The sequence below is a fragment of the Mycolicibacter hiberniae genome (genome assembly GCF_010729485.1).
GTDB classification, from domain to species: Bacteria; Actinomycetota; Actinomycetes; order Mycobacteriales; family Mycobacteriaceae; genus Mycobacterium; species Mycobacterium hiberniae.
In genome coordinates this window covers 3,970,064-3,989,479 of record NZ_AP022609.1, presented here as the reverse complement: position 1 = coordinate 3,989,479, position 19,416 = coordinate 3,970,064, and the positions used below count along the sequence as shown (strand labels likewise).

The 19,416-nt window shown below is 72.0% G+C and carries 12 protein-coding genes and 1 tRNA gene; 10 read left to right on the top strand and 3 right to left on the bottom strand.

Translation table 11 applies throughout. The annotated features are described in order from the left end of the window. The first annotated feature begins 5 nt into the window (after positions 1–5). From G6N14_RS18525 to G6N14_RS18515, 3 genes are all read left to right on the top strand, one after another. The gene (locus G6N14_RS18525; protein ID WP_085136220.1) at positions 6–419 is read left to right on the top strand and encodes an SRPBCC family protein; all 414 of its coding nucleotides are present in this window, start codon (positions 6–8) and stop codon (positions 417–419) included. 14 nt (positions 420–433) lie between these two features. Beyond that, a complete protein-coding gene (locus tag G6N14_RS18520; protein WP_085136276.1) occupies positions 434–901 on the top strand; it encodes a DUF4334 domain-containing protein in 468 nt (155 codons plus the stop codon). A gap of 70 nt (positions 902–971) precedes the next feature. Further along, positions 972–1,160, top strand: coding sequence for a hypothetical protein (locus G6N14_RS18515; RefSeq protein WP_085136219.1), 189 nt, complete (start codon positions 972–974; stop codon positions 1,158–1,160). Between the two features lie 24 nt (positions 1,161–1,184). Here G6N14_RS18515 and G6N14_RS18510 read toward each other — a convergent pair whose 3' ends face one another. Next, on the bottom strand, positions 1,185–2,144 hold the full coding sequence (locus G6N14_RS18510) for a TerC family protein (protein WP_085136218.1): 960 nt from the start codon (positions 2,142–2,144) through the stop codon (positions 1,185–1,187). A gap of 56 nt (positions 2,145–2,200) precedes the next feature. After that, on the bottom strand, positions 2,201–2,776 hold the full coding sequence (locus tag G6N14_RS18505) for a TIGR03086 family metal-binding protein (RefSeq protein WP_085136217.1): 576 nt from the start codon (positions 2,774–2,776) through the stop codon (positions 2,201–2,203). A 23-nt stretch (positions 2,777–2,799) separates the two neighbouring features. Between G6N14_RS18505 and G6N14_RS18500 the strand changes: the two genes are divergently transcribed. The 4 genes from G6N14_RS18500 to lipE are packed head-to-tail and all read left to right on the top strand — an operon-like array spanning position 2,800 to position 6,091. Then, positions 2,800–3,624 (top strand): crotonase/enoyl-CoA hydratase family protein, encoded by an 825-nt coding sequence (locus tag G6N14_RS18500; RefSeq protein ID WP_085136216.1) that lies wholly within the window; start codon positions 2,800–2,802, stop codon positions 3,622–3,624. After that, complete coding sequence (locus G6N14_RS18495; RefSeq protein WP_085136275.1) at positions 3,624–3,947, top strand: DMT family transporter; 324 nt, start codon at positions 3,624–3,626, stop codon at positions 3,945–3,947. The genes G6N14_RS18500 and G6N14_RS18495 overlap by 1 nt, the downstream gene beginning before the upstream one ends. Further along, complete coding sequence (locus tag G6N14_RS18490) at positions 3,944–4,816, top strand: acyl-CoA thioesterase (protein WP_085136215.1); 873 nt, start codon at positions 3,944–3,946, stop codon at positions 4,814–4,816. Before G6N14_RS18495 ends, G6N14_RS18490 begins: the two co-directional genes overlap by 4 nt. 33 nt (positions 4,817–4,849) lie before the next feature. Beyond that, on the top strand, positions 4,850–6,091 hold the full coding sequence (gene lipE, locus G6N14_RS18485; protein WP_085136214.1) for a lipase LipE: 1,242 nt from the start codon (positions 4,850–4,852) through the stop codon (positions 6,089–6,091). A 68-nt stretch (positions 6,092–6,159) separates the two neighbouring features. Here the strand turns inward: lipE and G6N14_RS18480 are convergent. Next, positions 6,160–6,249: transfer RNA gene (locus tag G6N14_RS18480), tRNA-Ser, on the bottom strand. 24 nt (positions 6,250–6,273) lie between these two features. Between G6N14_RS18480 and G6N14_RS18475 the strand changes: the two genes are divergently transcribed. The 3 genes from G6N14_RS18475 to G6N14_RS21545 all read left to right on the top strand — a co-directional run bounded on the left by G6N14_RS18475 (position 6,274) and on the right by G6N14_RS21545 (position 17,776). After that, entirely contained in the window at positions 6,274–7,242 is a 969-nt protein-coding gene (locus tag G6N14_RS18475; RefSeq protein ID WP_085136213.1) for an NAD(P)H-quinone oxidoreductase, read from the top strand. Between the two features lie 147 nt (positions 7,243–7,389). Beyond that, entirely contained in the window at positions 7,390–8,001 is a 612-nt protein-coding gene (locus G6N14_RS18470) for a GNAT family N-acetyltransferase (protein ID WP_234808954.1), read from the top strand. Between the two features lie 136 nt (positions 8,002–8,137). Further along, positions 8,138–17,776, top strand: a complete 9,639-nt coding sequence (locus tag G6N14_RS21545) for a beta strand repeat-containing protein (RefSeq protein WP_163787253.1) — start codon at positions 8,138–8,140, stop codon at positions 17,774–17,776. Positions 17,777–19,416 lie beyond the last annotated feature (1,640 nt).

Below are 19,416 nucleotides of genomic sequence, written 5' to 3'. Positions count from 1 at the left end.
AACTTATGCACGCGACCGCGACTGCCAACGTCGCCGCATCCGCGGCTCACGTGTGGGCGGTGCTCACCGACTATGAGGGCATGTCCGCCTGGGCACCCGGTCTGAAGATCACCGTGATCGCGCCGGGAACCCCGGCGCCCAACGGCGTCGGCGCCCAGCGTCGTATTCAGGCCGTGCCGGGGATGGCGCCGCTGGTGGAGGAGATCATCGCGTTCGAGCCGGAACAGCGGTTGAGCTACCGGGGCGTGTCGGGCATCCCGTTCCGCAACTACGTCGGCGAAGTGGCCCTGCGGCCGACGGGATCCGGTACCGAGATCCGTTACACCGTCAGCGCCGACAATCGCCTGCCCGGGATCGCCACGGCGCTCTCCCACGCCCTGCTGTTCGGCCTCAAGCGGGCCGTGAACAAGGCCGCCTGAAAGGAATGTCCACCATGAACGAAGAACAGGCCCGCACCACCTTTAATGCCCTGCGGGAGCGCACCGGGCAGATCCCCGACGCCGAGATCGACGAGTTCTGGGCGTTGCTGCCGCCGGCCACCCTCGACCAGATGATCGGCGAGTGGCACGGCGGGGAGTTCGTCACCGGCCACCGGATGAACGGCCTGCTGGAAAAGGCCCGCTGGTTCGGCAAGACCTTCAACTCGGTGACCGATGTCCAGCCGCTGGTGTGCCTGGATGACGACGGCAACAAGTTCTCCAACGTCAAGCTCGGCAAGGGCGAGGCGAGCCTGTGGGCCGAGGAGTTCCGCGGCGAGGTCGTGGCGACCATGGTCTACGACGGCCAGCCCACTCACGACCACTTCAAGCGGATCGACAACGACACCGTGCTGGGCATCATGAACGGCAAGGGCGTGCTGGACAACGGCAAGTACTTCTACTTCTATCTCGAGCGGGTGTAGCGCCGCGCTTCAGCGTGATTGCGGCGGACAACCACGATTCGCCGCGCCGACGTGCGGGAACCCCCAATGCATGTCAACCTATCGAGTACTGGACCCACGAGGCGAAGTCGTGGACACCAAAGACATCGCCAGTGCCGAAGACGCGCACGCCTGGTTTGTCGACGTCAAGGCCGACAACACCGAATTGGGGTGGCGGATGGAAGTCGATCTCGACGGCCAGTGGCGGTTCTTCGACGACACCGAGGGCGACCGCCGCTAAAGCCGTTGCGCGGCGATCAGGGACTCAGCGCCGCCGCGCAAGCTCTCGATGGCGCCCGGTCTCGCTCTGATGTGCGTCCCGCGCTTCCCGTCGGTGGCCCAGCGACGCGACGACGGTGACGCCCAATATGCCGAGGATCACCAACAGTGACGGCCCGGTGCCGATCTCGATGACGTTGACCGGTTTGCCGCCGTTGATCATCGGCAGGTTGTTGTCGTGCAATGCGTGCAGGATCAGCTTCACCCCGATGAACCCGAGGATCACCGACAGGCCCTGGGACAGGTAGACGAGCCGGTCGAGCAGGCCGTCGATCAAGAAGTAGAGCTGCCGCAGGCCCAGCAGCGAGAACGCCGTGGCGGTGAACACGATGTAGGTGTTCTGGGTGAGCCCGAAGATCGCCGGAATCGAGTCGAGGGCGAAGATCACATCCGTGCCGGCGATAGCGGTCATCACCAGCAGCATCGGGCCCCCGACGACCTTCCGGGCCAACCGGACGACGCCGGCGTGGGCCTGGTGCGACGCTTCGCGCCGACCCGACCGCAGCATTTTGTGAGCGGTGAGCAGCAGGATCAGACCGAAGAAGTAGAACGCCCAGGAGAAGGTGCTGATCAGGGCGGCGCCGAGGAAGATGAAGCCGGTCCGGGCGAGCAGGGACAGGGTGATCCCGAACAGCAACACCTTCTGCTGCTGCTCGCGGGGAACACCGAACGAGGTGATGATGACCAGGAAGACGAAGAGGTTGTCGACCGAGAGGGCCTTTTCGGTGATGTAGCCGGCGAAGTACTCCGAGCCGGCGCCGGCCCCGCCGAACACGAGCAGGCCGAGCCCGAAGGCCACCGCGACGCCGACATAGCCGGCCGACCAGATCGCGGCCTCCCGCAGCGTCGGGACGTGCGGTTCCCGCACGTGGAAGACGAAGTCGAAAACCACGAGCCCCATCAGGCCGACGACGGTCAGCCCCCAAACCCACCCCGCGACGTTCATGTGTCACCCACGCTAGACGGCGTGGGCGACAGACGGCTGGCGCGCAGGTAGCGAAGCTATGACCGGCCGGTGAAAGCGAGGAGCCGGCGTAATGCCGGTTCGGAGTCGGCGACCGCGACAGGCTCGTCGAACCCCGCCTGCACCCGGCCTTCCGGGGTGATGATCGCGCGCGCCAAGTCGAGCACGTACTGCGCCAGCGGCTCGCCGGCGTCCACGCTGCGGCCGGTCGCCTGCGCGTAGTCCCAGGCGTGCACCAGGAATTCCACCGACAGGATTCCGGCCGCGACCCTCGCCGGCAGCTCATGCTCGCCGATCGACACGGTTACGTCCAGCCCGCGGCGTTGCCAGGCGTCCAGGGTGGGCCGGGCCTTCGAGCCGACTCGCGCGGCGAGCGCCTCGCCGGGCTCGCCGGGCCCGAACTGCGCGCCCGCCACGCCGCCGAGCAGGGTGATGGAGCGCAGCAGGTGCTCGGTCAGATGCGCCACGTCGAACTCCGAGCACGGCGTCGGATTGGACCACTGGTCGCTGGTGATGCCGCTGAGCACCTGCTCGAGCACCGCCCACGCGGCTTCGGCCGCGGCGAGCTCGTCGGCAGGCGGATCGTTGGGACCGGGTCGCAGATCGGAGGCCATGTGACCACGCTACGGTCTGTGGTATGGCCGAGACCTATGAGTCGCTCACCGTAGAGATCAAAGACCACATTGCCCAGGTCACCTTGATCGGGCCGGGCAAGGGCAACGCGATGGGCCCCGCATTCTGGGCGGAGTTGCCGCAGGCCTTCGCCGCGTTGGACGCCGACCGCGACGTGCGGGCGATCGTGCTGAGCGGCTCCGGCAAGAACTTCAGCTACGGGCTGGATCTGGCCGCGATGGGCGGCACCATGACCCCGATGTTGGCTGAGGGCGCGCTGGCCCGGCCGCGGGCGGAGTTCCACCGCGACCTGCAGAGCATGCAGGCCGCGATCACCGCGGTGGCCGACTGCCGGACGCCGACCATCGCGTCGGTGCACGGCTGGTGCATCGGCGGTGGGGTCGACCTGATCTCCGCGGTCGACTTCCGCTACGCGTCTGCCGACGCCAAGTTCAGCGTGCGCGAGGTCAAGCTGGCGATCGTCGCCGACGTCGGCAGCCTGGCCCGGCTTCCGCTGATCCTGTCCGACGGCCACCTGCGGGAACTCGCGCTGACCGGCAAGGACATCGACGCGGCACGGGCGGAGAAGATCGGTCTGGTCAATGACGTCTACGCCGACGCCGACGCCTGCCTGGCCGCCGCACACGCCACCGCGGCAGAGATTGCCGCCAACCCTCCGCTGACCGTGTCGGGGGTCAAGGATGTGCTCGACCAGCAGCGCACCGACCGGGTGTCGGCCAGCCTGCGCTACGTCGCGGCCTGGAACTCGGCCTTCCTGGCGTCGAAGGACCTGCTGGAGGGTATCGGCGCCGTGATGGGCAAACGCAAGCCGCATTTCACCGGCGAGTGATGGCCTGGCTGCTGCTGCTCGGGGCGATCGGGTTCGAGGTTGCCGGGACGCTGTCGTTGCGCGCCTCCGACGGCTTCAGCCGGTGGCAGTGGGCGCTGCCGGTCGCCGTGGGCTACGTGGTGTCCTTCGTGTTGCTGGCCATGGTGCTCAAGCGCGGCGTCCCGGTCGGTGTGGCCTACGGAGTGTGGTCGGGGGTGGGGCTGACGTTGACCGCGGTGCTGGCCCGGTTCCTGTTCGACGATCCGTTCACCCCGACGATGGCCGGCGGCGTGGTGCTGATCGGCGCGGGTGTCTACCTGCTGGAGATCGGGGCACACGCATGAGCGACCGGATGGCGCACCGTCAACCGGAGTTGGCCGACATCGTCGCCACCCTCGACGTCGACCGGGTGGACGACGAACACTTCGTGGCCACCCAACTCGACAATCCGGCTCACCACATCGTCGGCGGGCACATCGCCGGTCAGGCGCTGATCGCCGCCAGCCGGACCGCGCCGGAACGGGTGCCGCACAGCATGCACGTCTACTACCTGCGGGCCGGGGATGCGCGCCGCCCGGTCGACCTGCACGTCGAGGTGGCCCGCGACGGCGGCACGCTGTCGACGCGGCAGGTCACCGCCCGCCAGGACGGCCAGATCCTGCTGGAAGTGCTCTCGTCGTTCACCACCGCCGTCGACGCCCCCGAGTACCAGCAGCCGATGCCGGCCGTTCCCGACCCGGAGTCGCTGCCGACGGCGCAGCAGCAACACGCGGCCTACGCCGAGGAACTGGGCGGCTACTGGGTGCAGCCCCACCCGTTCGACGTGCGCTATGTCGACACGCCGCCGCGGTTGGCCGCGGAACACGGGGAGCCGTCGCCGCGGCTGCGGATGTGGTGGAAGCCGGTCGAGGCGGTGTCCGCTGATCCGGTGATGCACAGCGCCCTGCTGACGTACCTGTCCGGAACGAAGATGGTCGAGGCGGCGCTGGCCATGCGACGCACCGACCAGGCCAGCACCTTCAACGCTCTGATCGACCACGCCCTGTGGTTTCAGCGGCCCGTCGACCTGGCCGACTGGGTGCTGTCGGATCAGTTCACGCCCAGCGGCATCGCCGGGCGCGGCCTGACGACCTCGACCATGTACAACCGGACGGGGCAGCTGGTCTGCCTGGCCACCCAGGAACTCTATTTCGGCCGCGGCGCGCGACGCTGAGGCCTGCCGACCCGCCCACGTAACCTGGCGGGCATGACACCCGACGGCACCGTCCGTATCCCCGCCGACCTCGACGCCGTCACCGCGGTCGGCGAAGAGGACCACTCCGGTATCGACCCGGCGGCCGTGGAGCGGATCTGGCAGGCCGCCCGGTACTGGTATGCCGGCGGCCTGCACCCCGCCATCCAGTTGTGCCTGCGCCACAACGGCCGCGTAATCCTCAACCGGGCGATCGGGCACGGCTGGGGCAACGGCCCGGAGGATCCCGAGGACGCCGAACACGTTCCGGTGAGCGTCGATACCCCGTTCTGCGTGTATTCGACCGCCAAGGCCATCACCAGCACCGTGATGCACATGCTGGCCGAGCGCGGCGCCTTCGCACTCGACGACAAGGTGTGCGACTACCTGCCGGAATACACCAGTCACGGCAAGCACCGCACCACCATTCGGCACGTGATGACCCACAGCGCCGGGGTGCCGTTCGCCACCGGGCCCAAGCCCGACCTGAACCGCGCCGACGACCCCGAGTACGCCCAGGCACAGCTGGCCAAGCTGCGGCCGGTGTATCGCCCAGGTTTGATGCACATGTACCACGCGCTGACCTGGGGGCCGCTGACCCGCGAGATCGTGCGGGCGGCCACCGGTAAGGACATCCGGGAGGTCCTGGCGACCGAGATCCTGGATCCACTGGGATTCCGATGGACCAATTACGGCGTTGCACCGCAGGACATTCCACTGGTGGCGCCCAGTCACGCGACCGGCAAGCAGCCTACGGGCGCGGCGGTCGCGGTGTTCCGTAAGGCCATCGGCGGCTCGGTGTACGAGATCATCCCGGTGACCAACAGTCCGTTCTTCCTCACCACGGTGGTGCCGTCGTCGAACACCATCTCCACCGCGTTCGAGTTGTCCCGGTTCGCCGAGATCTGGCGCCGCGGTGGCGAACTCGATGGGGTGCGGGTGCTGACACCGCAGACGCTGCGGGCCGCGACGGCGCAGTGCCGCCGGCTGCGGCCGGATGTCGCGACCGGTCTGGCGCCGCTGCGCTGGGGAACCGGATTCATGTTGGGTTCGGCGCGGTTCGGGCCCTTCGGGCGGAACGCGCCGGCCGCCTTCGGGCATCTCGGGCTGGTCAACTGCGCCATCTGGACCGACCCCGAGCGGGGGCTGTCGGCCGGCCTGATCTCCAGCGGCAAGCCCGGACAGGATCCGGAGGTCAAACGCTATACGGCGTTGATGAACACCATCACCGCGCAGATCCCCATCTCTTCGCGTTGACTCTGCGCCCACCAGGCAGAAGTTCGAGTGCGATGCCTGGTGGACGCAGAGTCGATGAGCTGACCTCGTGGCGGTGGCGGAGGGATTTGAACCCCCGGACGGTGTTAGCCGTCTCTCGCTTTCAAGGCGAGTGCATTAGGCCGCTCTGCCACGCCACCGTGGGAGATCGTACCCTGGCCATCATGCGTGCGATCATCGCCGAATCCCCCAAGGAACTGAGCTGGCAGGAAGTACCCGACGTCACCGCCGCACCGGGCGAGGTGCTGATCCGGGTGGCGGCCGCCGGGGTGAACCGGGCCGACCTGCTGCAGGCCGCCGGCCTGTATCCCCCGCCGCCGGGGGCCAGCGAGATCATCGGCCTGGAGGTCTCGGGAATCGTCGCGGCGGTGGGCGACGGCGTGACGGAATGGGCGGTTGGCCAAGGCGTTTGCGCACTGCTGGCCGGCGGCGGCTACGCGGAGTACGTCGCGGTGCCGGCGCAACAGGTACTCCCGATCCCCAAAGGCGTGGACCTGGCCGATGCCGCCGCCCTGCCCGAGGTGGCGTGCACGGTGTGGTCGAATCTGGTGCTGACGGCCGGGTTGTCCGAGGGGCAGCTGCTATTGGTGCACGGCGGCGCCAGCGGCGTGGGCAGCCACGCCATCCAGATCGCGCGTCAACTCGGTGCGTGGGTGGCGGTCACCGCGGGCTCAGCGGCCAAGTTGGCGTTCTGCCGAGACCTGGGCGCCGAGATCACCGTGAACTACCGGGATGAGGACTTCGTATCGCGGATTCGCGAAGCCGGCGGCGCCGACGTGATTCTGGACATCATGGGTGCGGCGTACCTGGACCGCAACATCGACGCCCTGGCCAACGACGGGCAGCTGGTGGTGATCGGAATGCAGGGCGGGGTCAAGGGCGAGCTGAACCTGGGCAAGCTGATCGCCAAGCGGGCCCGGGTGATCGGCACCGCGCTGCGGGCCCGGCCGGTGGACGGACCGAACGGTAAGGCCGTGGTGGTGGCCGCGGTGACCGAAAAGGTGTGGCCGATGGTGGGCGACGGCCGGATCACACCGGTGATCGGCGCCCGCCTGCCCATCGAGCAGGCGGGTGAGGCGCACCGGCTGCTGTCCTCGGGCGAGGTGACCGGCAAGGTGATCCTGACGCTGTAGGGGTTCGGCATATCAACGCTGATACCGGCGGTATGCACGTAGCATTAGCGATGCACCGATCGGTGACGGCGTTGCCGTCTAAGCACTTTCAGGAGGATTTTTCATGGCTACCGAATCCGGCCCGGCGACAAGTGGATCGGCTGCATCATGAGCGCGCCCATGCCACGTCAGCGGGTTGGCCTGAGCGCTGAGGTACTCGCGGTTCCACCACCGCCACTGCCGATCCTTGCCGAGCCCTACAGCATCCGGTTCGCGGACCCGGTCGAAGATTCCGCGATGATCTCCGAGTGGATGAATCGGCCCCACCTTGCCGCGACCTGGGGTTATGACTACCCGCCCGACCAATGGCGCCGCCACCTGGAGATCCAGCACGAGGGCGCCTACTCGCGCCCCTACGTCTACAACCTGCATGGCGAGCCGTTGGGATACATGGAGCTGTTCCGGGCCGCACAGGACGACATCGCGACTGTCTACGACGCTCACCCGTACGACATCGGCTTGCACGGTGCCATGGCCGACCCCAACATGGTCGAGAAGGGCCACGGGGCAAACATTTTCGGCCCGCTGGTCACCAGCATCTTCGCGGCCGAGTCGCAGTGTCGACGAGTCATCGGGGATTCCCAGGCCGCCGGCTCGCATGGCCGCCGGTTCTGGGAGCGACGGGGCGGGCAGTTCCTCGGCGAGCACTACATCGCCAAATGGGACCAGCACATCGCACTGTTCGCCTGGCCGCGGCCCACAGAGGAGACCCCGGCCTGAGGCCATAGACCAGCGCCACAAGGGCGGTGACGGATCAACTCCGTCACCGCCCTTGTGCGTTTGCCGGCACCACCGCTCACCCGAAAAGGACGAATCCCCGGACCCGACACCGAAGTGTCGGACCGGGGATTCGTCCTTGTGCAGCCGTTCTCGGACCGCCCGGACTGACCGCCCGTTACGGTGCGCCGACGCCGCCCTTACCGCCGGCACCGCCCACGCCGGCCGGGCCCTTACCAGCGCCCGCCGGAGTGCCGGCGACACCGTTGGTACCCGCACCGCCGGTGACTCCGTCGCCGTTGGTGCCGCCGGAACCACCCTGGCCACCGCTACCGCCGGCGCCTGCCCAGTTGGACTTGCTCGGCCGGGAGGCACCGTTGACACCATTGCCGCCGTTACCGCCAAGACCGCCGGAACCGCCCGGGCCATAGGTGCCGTCGGGGTTCAGGCCGCCCTGACCGCCGGTGCCACCCTGGCCGCCGACGCCGCCGGAGCCACCGGTACCACCACCGCCGGTGCCCTGACCGACGAGGCCGTTGTAGCCGGCGCCACCAGCACCACCGAGACCACCGTTACCGGCGACACCGCCGGTGCCACCCTTACCGCCGACGCCCCCGGCGCCCTGTGCACCGGACTGCCCGTCACCCAGTGCGACACCGCCGGCGCCGCCCAGGCCGGCCGCGCCGCCGACGCCGCCGTCGCCACCCTGGCCGCCGAAGCCACCGGTACCACCGGTACGGCCGGGCAGACCGAGGGCACCGGCGCCACCGGCGCCACCCGTACCGCCGTTGCCGCCCTTGCCGCCACCGCCGCCGATGCCGCCGCTACCGCCGAGGCCGCCCTGGCCGCCGTCACCGGTGACGGTGCCACCGGCACCGCCCACGCCACCGCGGCCGCCGGCTCCGCCGGCAAACCCGCTAGCGCCCTTGACTCCGGTGCCGCCGATTCCACCGGGCATCGAGTTGCCGTTGATGTCCTTGCTGACGGCACCGGTCCCGCCGTTCGCCGCAACCGAGGTGTTGTTCCCGGCGTTGCCACCGTTGCCGGCGGTACCGCCATTGCCGCCGGTGCCGTGCTGGGCAGCCGCACCGCCGTTACCGCCGTTACCGCCGGCGGCGCCGGCACCGTTCACGGCGCTGGTACCGGAGGTGCCGTTGGCGCCGTTACCGCCGTTACCGCCGACACCGCCGTTGCCGTACTCGCCGAAGGCGTTACCGCCCGAGCCGCCGTTACCGCCGGCCTGGGCCTGGCCGCTGCCCAGCACCACGCCGTTGCCGCCCTTGCCGCCCGTACCACCGGTAGCGACGTTGCCGCCGTTGCCCGCGGCACCGCTGTCGGCCTGCGTCACGCCGTCGCCACCGAGGCCACCGGAGCCAGCCGCGCCACCAGTGCCCGCGATGCTGCTGCTGTTACCGCCGTTACCGCCGGTACCGGCCACCAGGTTGGAACCGCCGCCCGCACCGTCGCCGCCGCGGCCGCCGACGCCGGCGTTACCGCCCGCGCCACCGTCGCCACCGACGCCACCGGCGCCGTCCGCGCCGGCGTTGCCGACAGTTGCGGCACCACCGGTACCGCCGTTACCGCCCGCACCACCTGCGGCGCCGTGACCTGCGACTCCGGTCGCGTTGCCGCCGACACCACCGTTGGCACCGCTGCCCGCAGTGGCGTGGACGCCATCCGCGCCGTTGGCCGCATGGCCACCGGCACCACCGTGTCCGCCGACGCCACCGTTACCGCCGAGGCCGCCGTCGCCGGCGATGGCGCCACCGGCACCACCCTGGCCGCCGTGACCACCCGCGGTGCCGGCCGTACCGTCCGTGCCGTTGCCGGATCCGTCGGTGCTGCCGGCCACGCCGTCGGCTCCGGCGCCGCCGTCACCACCGGCGCCACCGGTGCCGATGGTGGTCGCCGCACCACCGTTACCGCCGTTACCGCCGAGCTGTCCGAGCGCGGCGTTACCGCCGGTACCGCCGTTGCCGCCGTTTCCGCCGAGGATCGCGCCGTCCAGGCCTGCGCCGGCCGCGATGCCATCGCCGCCGAGACCACCGGCGCCACCGGCACCCGCCGTACCGGCGATACCACCGGCACCACCGTTACCGCCCGAGCCGGCGACCGCCTCTATGCCGCCACCTGCGCCATGACCGCCGTTGCCGCCGTTCGCGCCGTTACCGGTGTTTCCACCGGCGCCACCGGCGCCACCGGCCCCGTCCAGTCCGGCCTCGCCGTTGCTGGCGTTGCCGCCGGCACCACCGGCGCCACCGTTACCGCCCGCGCCACCGTTGCCGTTGGTGCTGGTCGCGTCGGAACCGTCGCCACCGTTGCCACCGCTGCCGGCAGCCGCGTCGCCACCGTGCGCCGCGTTGGCACCCGCGCCACCGTGGCCACCCGCGCCACCGCCGCCGCCGAGACCGCCGGTGCCACCGTTGCCCGCGGTGGTGCCACCGGCACCACCCTGGCCGCCGCTGCCACCGTTACCGCCCGCGGTACCCGCGGTTCCATCGCCGAGCCCGTCGGTGATCCCGTCGACGCCGGCCGTACCGGCACCACCGTTACCGCCCGCGCCACCGGTACCGATCGCACCCGCTGCGCCACCGCTACCACCGGCGCCACCGTCCTGGGCGACGTTGCCCGCCTGCAGGACACCGTGGCCGCCGTTACCACCGGCACCACCGTCACCGCCGGCACCATTGGTGCCCGTCAGGCCGCTGCCGGCCTGGCCGCCCGCGCCGAGACCGCCGGCACCGCCGGCACCGCCGACGCTGCGGTCACCACCCGTGCCGCCGTGGCCACCGTTACCGGCAGCCAGGCCGACACCGCCGTCACCGCCGTGACCACCGGCACCACCGTTACCGGCGTCGCCCGCGTTACCGCCGGCACCACCGACACCGCCTGCGCCGTTGGCGGCGTTACCGCCGAGACCACCGGCACCACCGGCGGCGGCGTTGCCGCCCTGGCCACCGTTACCACCGGTGCCACCGGCCACGGCGAGGTTGCCGTCGCCACCGTTGCCACCGCTGCCGCCGGTGCCTCCGGCGCCGCCGAGGCCACCGGCGCCGGAGACGGCACCACCCTGGCCGCCGTGGCCACCGGCTCCACCGACACCACCGTTGCCGCCGAGCGTGCCGTTGCCGTCAATGTCGGTGATACCCAGGACACCGCTACCGCCGTGGCCGCCCGCACCGCCGGCGCCACCGGTTCCGATGATGCCTGCGGCGCCACCGTTACCACCGAGGCCACCGGCCTGGCCGTTCACGCCGTCCGCGAGCAGCGAACCGTTACCGCCGGCGCCGCCGTTACCGCCGTTGCCGCCGCCGCCGTCAGCGCCCAGCGAACCGTCGGCACGGTAGGTGACGCCGTCACCGCTCAGGCCGCCCTTGCCGGCCGCACCGCCGACACCACGGTCGCCACCGGTTCCACCGTTGCCACCGTTTCCGGCCGTGTCGCCGACACCGCCGCCGGCACCCGCGCCGCCGTGACCACCGTTGCCGGCCTGCCCGGAAGCACCGCCGTTGCCGCCCAGGCCGCCGCTGCCTTCCAGGCCCGCGGCACCGTTGGTTGCGGAGCCACCCTTGCCGCCGTTACCGCCGGCGCCACCGTGGCCGCCGTCGCCACCGTTGCCACCGTTGGTTCCGTCGCCGCCGTTGCCGCCGCTGCCCGCGACCGCATCGGCACCCGCGATGCCCTGGATGCCCGCGCCGCCGGTGCCGCCGTTACCTCCGGCGCCACCGACACCACCGAGACCGCCGTTACCGGAGATCGTGCCGCCCTTACCGCCGCTACCGGCGTTGCCGCCGGCGGCACCGTTGCCGCCCGTTCCGCCGTGGGCCGTCGCGACCGACCCGGTCGCACCGGACGCGCCCGCGCCGCCGTTACCGCCCGCGCCACCGGTACCGATGGTTCCGGCGTTACCGCCGTGACCGCCGGCGCCACCGATCTGCGCGGTGCCGTCGCCCAGCAGCAAGCCGCTGCCGCCCTTACCGCCCGCGCCACCGTTACCGCCGATTGCCGCAGTACCGGCGCTGCCGGCGGCCGCCTGGCTGGTGTGGGAGGCGTTCCAGCCGCCGACACCCGCCGTGCCGGCCGAACCACGGTCACCACCGTGCCCGCCGTTACCGCCGGAGCCCGCAACCGCACCGCTACCGCCGCCGGTGCCGTCGGCACCGCGTCCACCGTTACCGGCGTTGCCCGCGTTACCGGCGTTACCGCCGGCACCGCCGGCGCCTTGAACGCCCGCCGCGCCGTTGGCCGCCGTGCCGCCGACTCCACCGGTGCCACCGGCACCACCGTTACCGCCGATGCCACCGTTACCGCCGTCGGTGCCGTCGCCACCGGACGCACCGCTGCCGATCGCGACCACCGCAGCGCTGATGCCGTCCGCGCCATGACCCGCGTCACCACCGGCACCACCAGCGCCACCGACACCGCCGGCGCCACCGTTGCCCGCGGCCGAGCCGCCCTGGCCACCGATACCGCCGGATCCGCCGACGCCGCCGTGGGTGCCGTTGGTGCCGTGGCCATCCACCTCGGTGATCCCGGCCGCGCCCGCTGCACCCGCGCCACCGGCACCGCCCGCGCCACCGTTACCAGAGGTCGCCGCGTTACCGCCCAGGCCACCGGTACCACCGCCCTGGCCGATGTCGGTGCTGCCGATCACGCCGAGGCCGGCACCACCGTTACCGCCCGCGCCACCATCGCTGCCGAGCCCCGCAACACCGCTGCTTCCAGAGGCACCGTCGCCCTCCGAACCGACGCCACCCAGACCCGCGACACCTGCGGCGGCGCCATCGGCACCGTTACCGCCCGCGCCACCGTTGCCCGCGTTGGTGCCGCCACCGCCACCGAGGCCGGTACCGCCGATACCACCGGCACCGCCGGCACCACCGTCGCCTGCGTCACCGCCGACGCCACCGACACCGGCGCTCGCCACGCCGCCCTGGCCACCGTGGCCGCCCGCGCCGCCAGCTGCGGCGTTGCCGGCGTTGCCGCCGTGGCCGTCCGCGATCGTCGCGTCCGCACCCGCGCCACCGGCGCCGCCCTTGCCACCGGCGCCACCGTTACCACCGGCGCCACCGTTACCGGACGTGGTGCCACCGAGACCGCCGACACCACCGTTTCCGCCGACACCACCGACGTAACCATTCGTGCCGTGGCCGTCTCCAGCGGTGATGCCGTCGACGGTCGCCCCGATGCCACCGGCTCCACCGGCTCCACCATTGCCGACCGCGGCCGCGTTGCCGCCGGTACCACCGTTACCGCCGCCCTGGCCGACGAGGCCCCACAGGCCGCTGCCGTGGCCGCCCTGGCCGCCGACGCCGCCGTCGCTGGCGACCCCGTCTTCGCGAGCGGATCCATTGGCCCCGTTGGTCGTTCCAGTACCGCCAACACCCGCCTTGCCGGCCGAACCACCGAGGGCACCGTCACCGCCGGTACCGCCGTTGCCGGCGGTCGCGGCACCGCCGCCACCGAGGCCCGCGCCACCAGCCCCGGCCACACCGCCGTCTCCGCCGACGCCGGCGTTCCCGCCGTCGCCCCCGGTGCCGTTGGTGGCCGAGCCGCCTTGACCGCCGTTGCCGCCGGAACCGCCGACCCCGGCGTTACCGCCGTTGCCGCCGTTCGCGTCTGCGACGGTGGCGTCCGCGCCGGCTCCACCGGCACCGCCCTGGCCGCCGATACCGCCGAAGCCACCCGCGCCACCGTTGCCGGAGGTGCTACCACCCGCGCCGCCAACCCCGCCGTCACCGCCGACGCCACCGACAGCACCCTCGGTGCCGTGGCCGTCGTTCCCGGTCACACCGTCGACAGTGGCGCCGGTTCCACCGGTGCCACCCGCGCCGCCATTTCCGACCGCAGCGGCGTTACCGCCACTGCCGCCGGTGCCGCCACCCTGGCCGACGTTGGTCGCGGTGATCAGCCCGAATCCGTCGCCTCCACGACCGCCGTCGGCACCGTCAGTGTTGCTGCCTGCCGCGCCCGCGGCACCCGCGGCACCACCGATGACGCCGAGGCCGCCTGCACCCGCCTTGCCGGCCGCGCCGCCGACGGCGCCATCGCCACCGTTGCCGCCCGCGCCGGCGTTGGTGCCGCCGCCACCGCCACTGCCCTGGCCGCCGGCTGCTGCGGTGCCGGCGTTACCGCCGGTACCCGCGTCACCGCCCGCACCACCGGTGCCGGTGGCCGAGTTACCACCGACGCCGCCGCTGCCGCCCGCGCCACCGGCGCCGGCGTGACCGCCGTTGCCGCCCGCACCGTCCAGCAGGTAACCGTCGTCTGCGGCGCCGCCGTTACCACCGTGACCACCGGCGCCACCGGCGCCACCGGCGCCGCCGGTTCCGGAGTTGGCTCCACCGGCACCACCCGCGCCGCCGTTGCCGCCAAGAGCACCGGCACCACCAGCGGTGCCGTCGATGACGACGGTCGTCCCGTGAACACCGGATGCGCCGATACCGCCGGCGCCACCGGCGCCACCGTCGCCGTCGTTTCCGGCGGCGCCACCCGCGCCACCGTTGCCGCCGTGCTGAGCGACGATGCCGCCGAGCAGGTCGCCGTCGCCGCCCTTACCGCCCGCGCCGCCGTTGCCGCCGTTGCCGGCAGCCCCGGCCTCACCGGAGGATGCCTGGGCGGTGTTGTCCGCGTTCCAACCGCCGGCACCACCGGCACCGGACGTACCGCGGTTACCACCGGCGCCACCGTTACCGCCGGATCCCGCCGTGGCGTTGACGCCGCCCCCGGCGCCCGCACCACCGTTACCGCCGTTACCGGCGTCGCCGGCGGCACCGCCGAGGCCACCCGCACCACCGTCACCCTGGAGACCGGCGGCGCCCGCTGCGGCCGTACCACCGGCACCACCCTGGCCGCCGACACCACCGACGCCACCGTTGCCACCGTTGCCGGCGTCCACACCGTCGGTACCGCTGCCGCCACTGCCGGCCGCCGCGTCGATGCCGTCCTCGCCGTCGTAGCCGCGGCCACCGACACCACCGGTACCACCTACGCCGCCGGTACCACCGTTACCGCCGTTGCCGGAGTACTGTCCGCCGGCGCCACCGGTACCGCCGACGCCACCGGCTGCGCCGGTGCCACCGGTCGTGCCGTTGCCGTTGAGGTCGGTGCTGCCGCCTTGGCCGGTTGCGCCTTGGCCGCCGGCTCCACCGTTACCGCCGTTGCCGTGGTCGGCGGCGTCGCCACCGGCACCACCGGCACCACCGGCCTGGACGGTGCCATCACCGAGGACCTGGCCCGCGCCACCGACACCACCGTCGCCACCGTTACCGGCCGCACCCTCGCCACCGTCAGCACCCGAGGCCGCCAACAACCCGCCACTGGAGCCACCCGCACCACCGACGCCACCGGCACCGGCCGCCGAGCTGGAGTTACCGCCCTTACCACCGGCACCGGCCACCGCGGAAAGTCCACCGCCGGCACCAGCACCACCGGTGCCACCGTTACCGGCCGCGCCACCGGCGCCACCGTCGCCACCGACACCACCGGCACCGTGCACACCGGCCAGACCCTTCGCCGACGCACCACCAGCGCCACCGTCACCACCAAGACCACCGGCGCCACCGTTGCCCGCGGTACCGGTCGCATCGCCACCGCCGCCACCGTCAGCACCGCTACCGGCCACCGCGTTAAGACCCGCGTCCCCATCAGCCGCAGCACCACCGGCACCACCCGCGGCGCCGGCACCACCGACACCACCAGCGCCACCGTTACCGGCCAGCGAACCGGCCGCACCACCGGCACCACCAGCGCCACCGTTACCACCGGCCTGGCCCTCGGTGCCATCGGCACCGACCGTCGCGCCCGCGACACCGGCCGCACCGGCACCACCGTTACCGCCGGCGCCACCATCGCCCAGGTTGCCCGCGTCACCACCGCGACCACCCACACCACCATTGCCACCGGCCACCAACGCATCGGCAGCATCGCCACCGCGGCCACCGTTACCACCGGAGGTCGCCGCCGCACCCGCGACACCACCAGCGCCGCCCGCGTTACCGGCTACACCGGCGTCGCCACCACGACCACCGGCACCACCATCAAGATTCGACGCGTCACCGTCAGCACCCGCACCACCGTTACCACCAATACCGGCAGCGCCACCATTACCGCCGATACCCACCGCACCGGCCAGACCGTTGGAACCGATCCAACCGCCGACACCACCAGCACCGGCAGCACCCGCGGCACCACCATTACCGCCGTTGCCACCGTCACCGGCGTCGCCACCGTCTTCACCGGCCAGCACACCGTCGATACCGGCACCACCATTGCCGCCGGCACCACCGGCGCCACCGGCACCACCGGCGCCGCCCTTACCACCGGAACCGATCAGCCACGAACCCCGACCACCGGCACCACCAGCACCGCCGGCACCACCGTTGTCACCGGCCAACCCGTCCAGCCCGGCCAAACCAGCCACACCGGCCGCACCCAGCGCGCCGTCGCCACCGAGACCACCGTTACCACCAACGCCGTAGAACAGACCGATACCCGCACCACCGGCGCCACCGAGGCCACCATCACCACCAGCAATGCCAGCGCCACCAGCACCACCATCACCACCGATGCCCATCAACCAACCGCCGGCACCACCAGCACCACCATCGCCGCCGTCAAAACCGTCACCACCGACGCCACCATTACCGAACATGCCGGCCGAACCACCGACACCACCGATACCGTCAAGCGACGTACCCGCAGCACCACCATCACCGAACCACAGACCACCGGTACCACCAGCAGCCTCAGCCAACGTGCCACCGTCGATACCGTCTTCACCGTTACCGATCAGCATCTGACCGAAACCGAACAGGTTGATAAACGAATTGACCTGCTCACCGATCGGGCTCAGAATCCAAGCCTGCCCCAGCTCATACAACGGCTGGTAGAACAGCGAACCGAACCAGTCATCCGCAGCCGCCCCACCCGGCAGGTCCGCCACCGACGCATCAAACGACAACCCCACGTTCGACAGCAACGGCTCCCACGAACCCGCGTCAAACAACGTCTCCCACGACGACGCCTGACTCAGATCCGCGAACGCACCCGCCAGGTCATCACCCAGCAGGTCCACAACCCAATCAAACTCATCAGCATGCGCCGCAGGCGCCGCAGACAACGGCGCCATCCCAAACGTCAAAAACGCCCCAACCGCACTACCGGCCGCCGCAACGCTCCGACTACGCCGTCGGGCCTCTGCGCCCGTGAAACCACGACGCCCTGTGCGGTGCTGCTTACCAGTCATGCGGGACTCCCTATTCTGCGACGAACCCATGTCGGTGATGCTTTCTCGGATCAAGTTTTTGATGTTGTCGGTACCGAGGTCTCAGCACCGCGGGGAAGAGGTCGAAGATCAGTCAGGCCGCCGCGCGGCACGCCGACGCGGGCCCGGGGCGACAGCCCCGTCGGCGAGCAGATCGCCGACGGCGCCGCCGTCCACGGACGTCCTGGCTGGGGTGGGCAGGCGCGGGTCATCATCCGGTGGCCCCCGCGCTGCCGGCACCGCCGGCACCACCGGTGCCGCCGGTGCGACTGCCGGTACCCGACGGGTTGCCGCCGGCGTTGCCGGGGGTGCCGGGGTTGGCTATGTTGCCGCCGCCGCTGGTGCCGCCCTGGCCACCGGTGCCGCCGGTACCGCCTATGCCGCCCTGCAAGGTACCGCCGGAGTTGCTGGTCGTGCCGCCGTTGCCGCCGGTGCCGCCCTTGCCGCCCGCGCCGCCGGCCGCGTTGTTACCGGTGGTGCCGCTGCTGCCGGCAGTTCCATTGCCGTTGTTGAGGGCGCCGGCCGCTCCCGCGGTACCGCCAGTGCCGCCGTTGCCGCCCTTACCGCCGACGCCGCCGTCACCGCCCTCGCCACCGACCATGGTGGCGCTGTTACCCGTAGCACCGGTACCGCCCTTACCACCGGCGCCACCGGCCGAACCGGTAGCACCGTTGCCGCCGTTACCGCCGGACCCGGCGTTACCCGAGTTGGAGCCGCTGGCACCGCCGGTACCACCCGCACCGCCGTTCCCGCCGTTCTTGCCGTCGTTGCCGGCACCACCGGTGCCACCCTTGAGGCCGGATTGGGCTGCCGGTTGAGTTCCGGTGGTACCCGCCGTACCGGCCGTGTTGCCGGTGCCGCCGTTACCGCCGTTACCGCCCTTGCCGCCGTTGCCGTCGAGCAACGCGCTGCCGCCGGCGCCACCGGCGCCACCGGACTGGCCGTGGTTGGAGGCGTTGCCGTTGGCACCGTTGGCGCCGTTACCGCCGTTACCGCCGTGACCCACGGCGCCGGCCGAACCGATCGCCCCATTGGCTGCCTGCGCGGTGTGGTTGCCGTTCCAGCCGCCGGTTCCGCCGATGCCGGCCGCGCCCGCGTTGCTGTTGCTGTTGCCGCCGTTGCCGCCGGCGCCGGCGACCGTGCCGGCACCGACCGTGAGGGTGCCGCCGTTGCCACCGTTACCACCGCTGCCGGCGTTACCGGCGTTGCCGCCCCGGGCGCCGGCGCCGCCGACGCCGTTGGTGCCCGCGGACCCGTTGGTCGCGGTACCGCCGAGGCCGCCGTTGCCGCCGTTACCGCCGACGCCGCCGTTACCGCCGTGGCCGTTGGCGTCGCCGCCGTTGCCGCCGGCCAAGCCGCTGTTGGCAGCCGCGTTGGCGCCGTTGGCGCCGTTGGCCGCGTTTCCGCCGTTGCCGCCGATGCCACCGGCACCACCGAAACCGCCCGCGCCGCCGTTACCGGAGGTCAGGCCGCCCTTGCCGCCGGTGCCGCCGGAACCGCCGTGGCCGCCGTTGGTGCCGTGCGAACCCTCGCCGGTGCCCTGCGTGGCGCCGTTGGTGCCGGCAGCGCCCGCACCACCGTTACCGCCGGCACCGCCGGTGCCCACTGCGCCGCCCGCGCCACCGGCGCCGCCGTCACCGCCGGACTGCGAGATTCCGCTGCCCAGCAGGACGCCTGCGCCGCCGTGACCGCCGTTACCACCGTTACCGGTGGCGGCGTTACCGGCCGCTCCGTGTGCTCCACCGGCAGCGATCTGGCCGTTGGCGCCGATGCCGCCCGCGCCGCCGGCCGCACCGACGCCCGCGAAGCCGCCGCGGCCACCGGCACCACCATCGCCGGCGATGTTGTTCACGCCGCCGCCAGCACCGTTACCGCCGTTACCACCGCGACCGGCGTCACCACCGACACCGCCGTCGCCACCCTTACCGCCGACACCCGCAGCGCCCTGGGCACCGTTGGTGGCGGTGCCACCGAGCGCACCGGCGCCACCCTGGCCGCCGACACCACCGTTACCACTGAGGCCCGCGTCGGTGCCGTCGCCGCCGGAGTTGCCACTGCCCGCCGCTGCGTGCGCGCCGTCGATGCCGTTGGCCACGCCACCGCCGCCACCGGCACCACCGTTACCGCCGCGTCCACCGGCACCACCGTTACCG

Coding starts and splice junctions, on each gene's coding strand:
- G6N14_RS18525 (WP_085136220.1), top strand. CDS start 6: ATGCACGCGACCGCGACTGCCAACGTCGCCGCATCCGCGGCTCACGTG.
- G6N14_RS18520 (WP_085136276.1), top strand. CDS start 434: ATGAACGAAGAACAGGCCCGCACCACCTTTAATGCCCTGCGGGAGCGC.
- G6N14_RS18515 (WP_085136219.1), top strand. CDS start 972: ATGTCAACCTATCGAGTACTGGACCCACGAGGCGAAGTCGTGGACACC.
- G6N14_RS18510 (WP_085136218.1), bottom strand. CDS start 2,144: ATGAACGTCGCGGGGTGGGTTTGGGGGCTGACCGTCGTCGGCCTGATG.
- G6N14_RS18505 (WP_085136217.1), bottom strand. CDS start 2,776: ATGGCCTCCGATCTGCGACCCGGTCCCAACGATCCGCCTGCCGACGAG.
- G6N14_RS18500 (WP_085136216.1), top strand. CDS start 2,800: ATGGCCGAGACCTATGAGTCGCTCACCGTAGAGATCAAAGACCACATT.
- G6N14_RS18495 (WP_085136275.1), top strand. CDS start 3,624: ATGGCCTGGCTGCTGCTGCTCGGGGCGATCGGGTTCGAGGTTGCCGGG.
- G6N14_RS18490 (WP_085136215.1), top strand. CDS start 3,944: ATGAGCGACCGGATGGCGCACCGTCAACCGGAGTTGGCCGACATCGTC.
- lipE (WP_085136214.1), top strand. CDS start 4,850: ATGACACCCGACGGCACCGTCCGTATCCCCGCCGACCTCGACGCCGTC.
- G6N14_RS18475 (WP_085136213.1), top strand. CDS start 6,274: ATGCGTGCGATCATCGCCGAATCCCCCAAGGAACTGAGCTGGCAGGAA.
- G6N14_RS18470 (WP_234808954.1), top strand. CDS start 7,390: ATGAGCGCGCCCATGCCACGTCAGCGGGTTGGCCTGAGCGCTGAGGTA.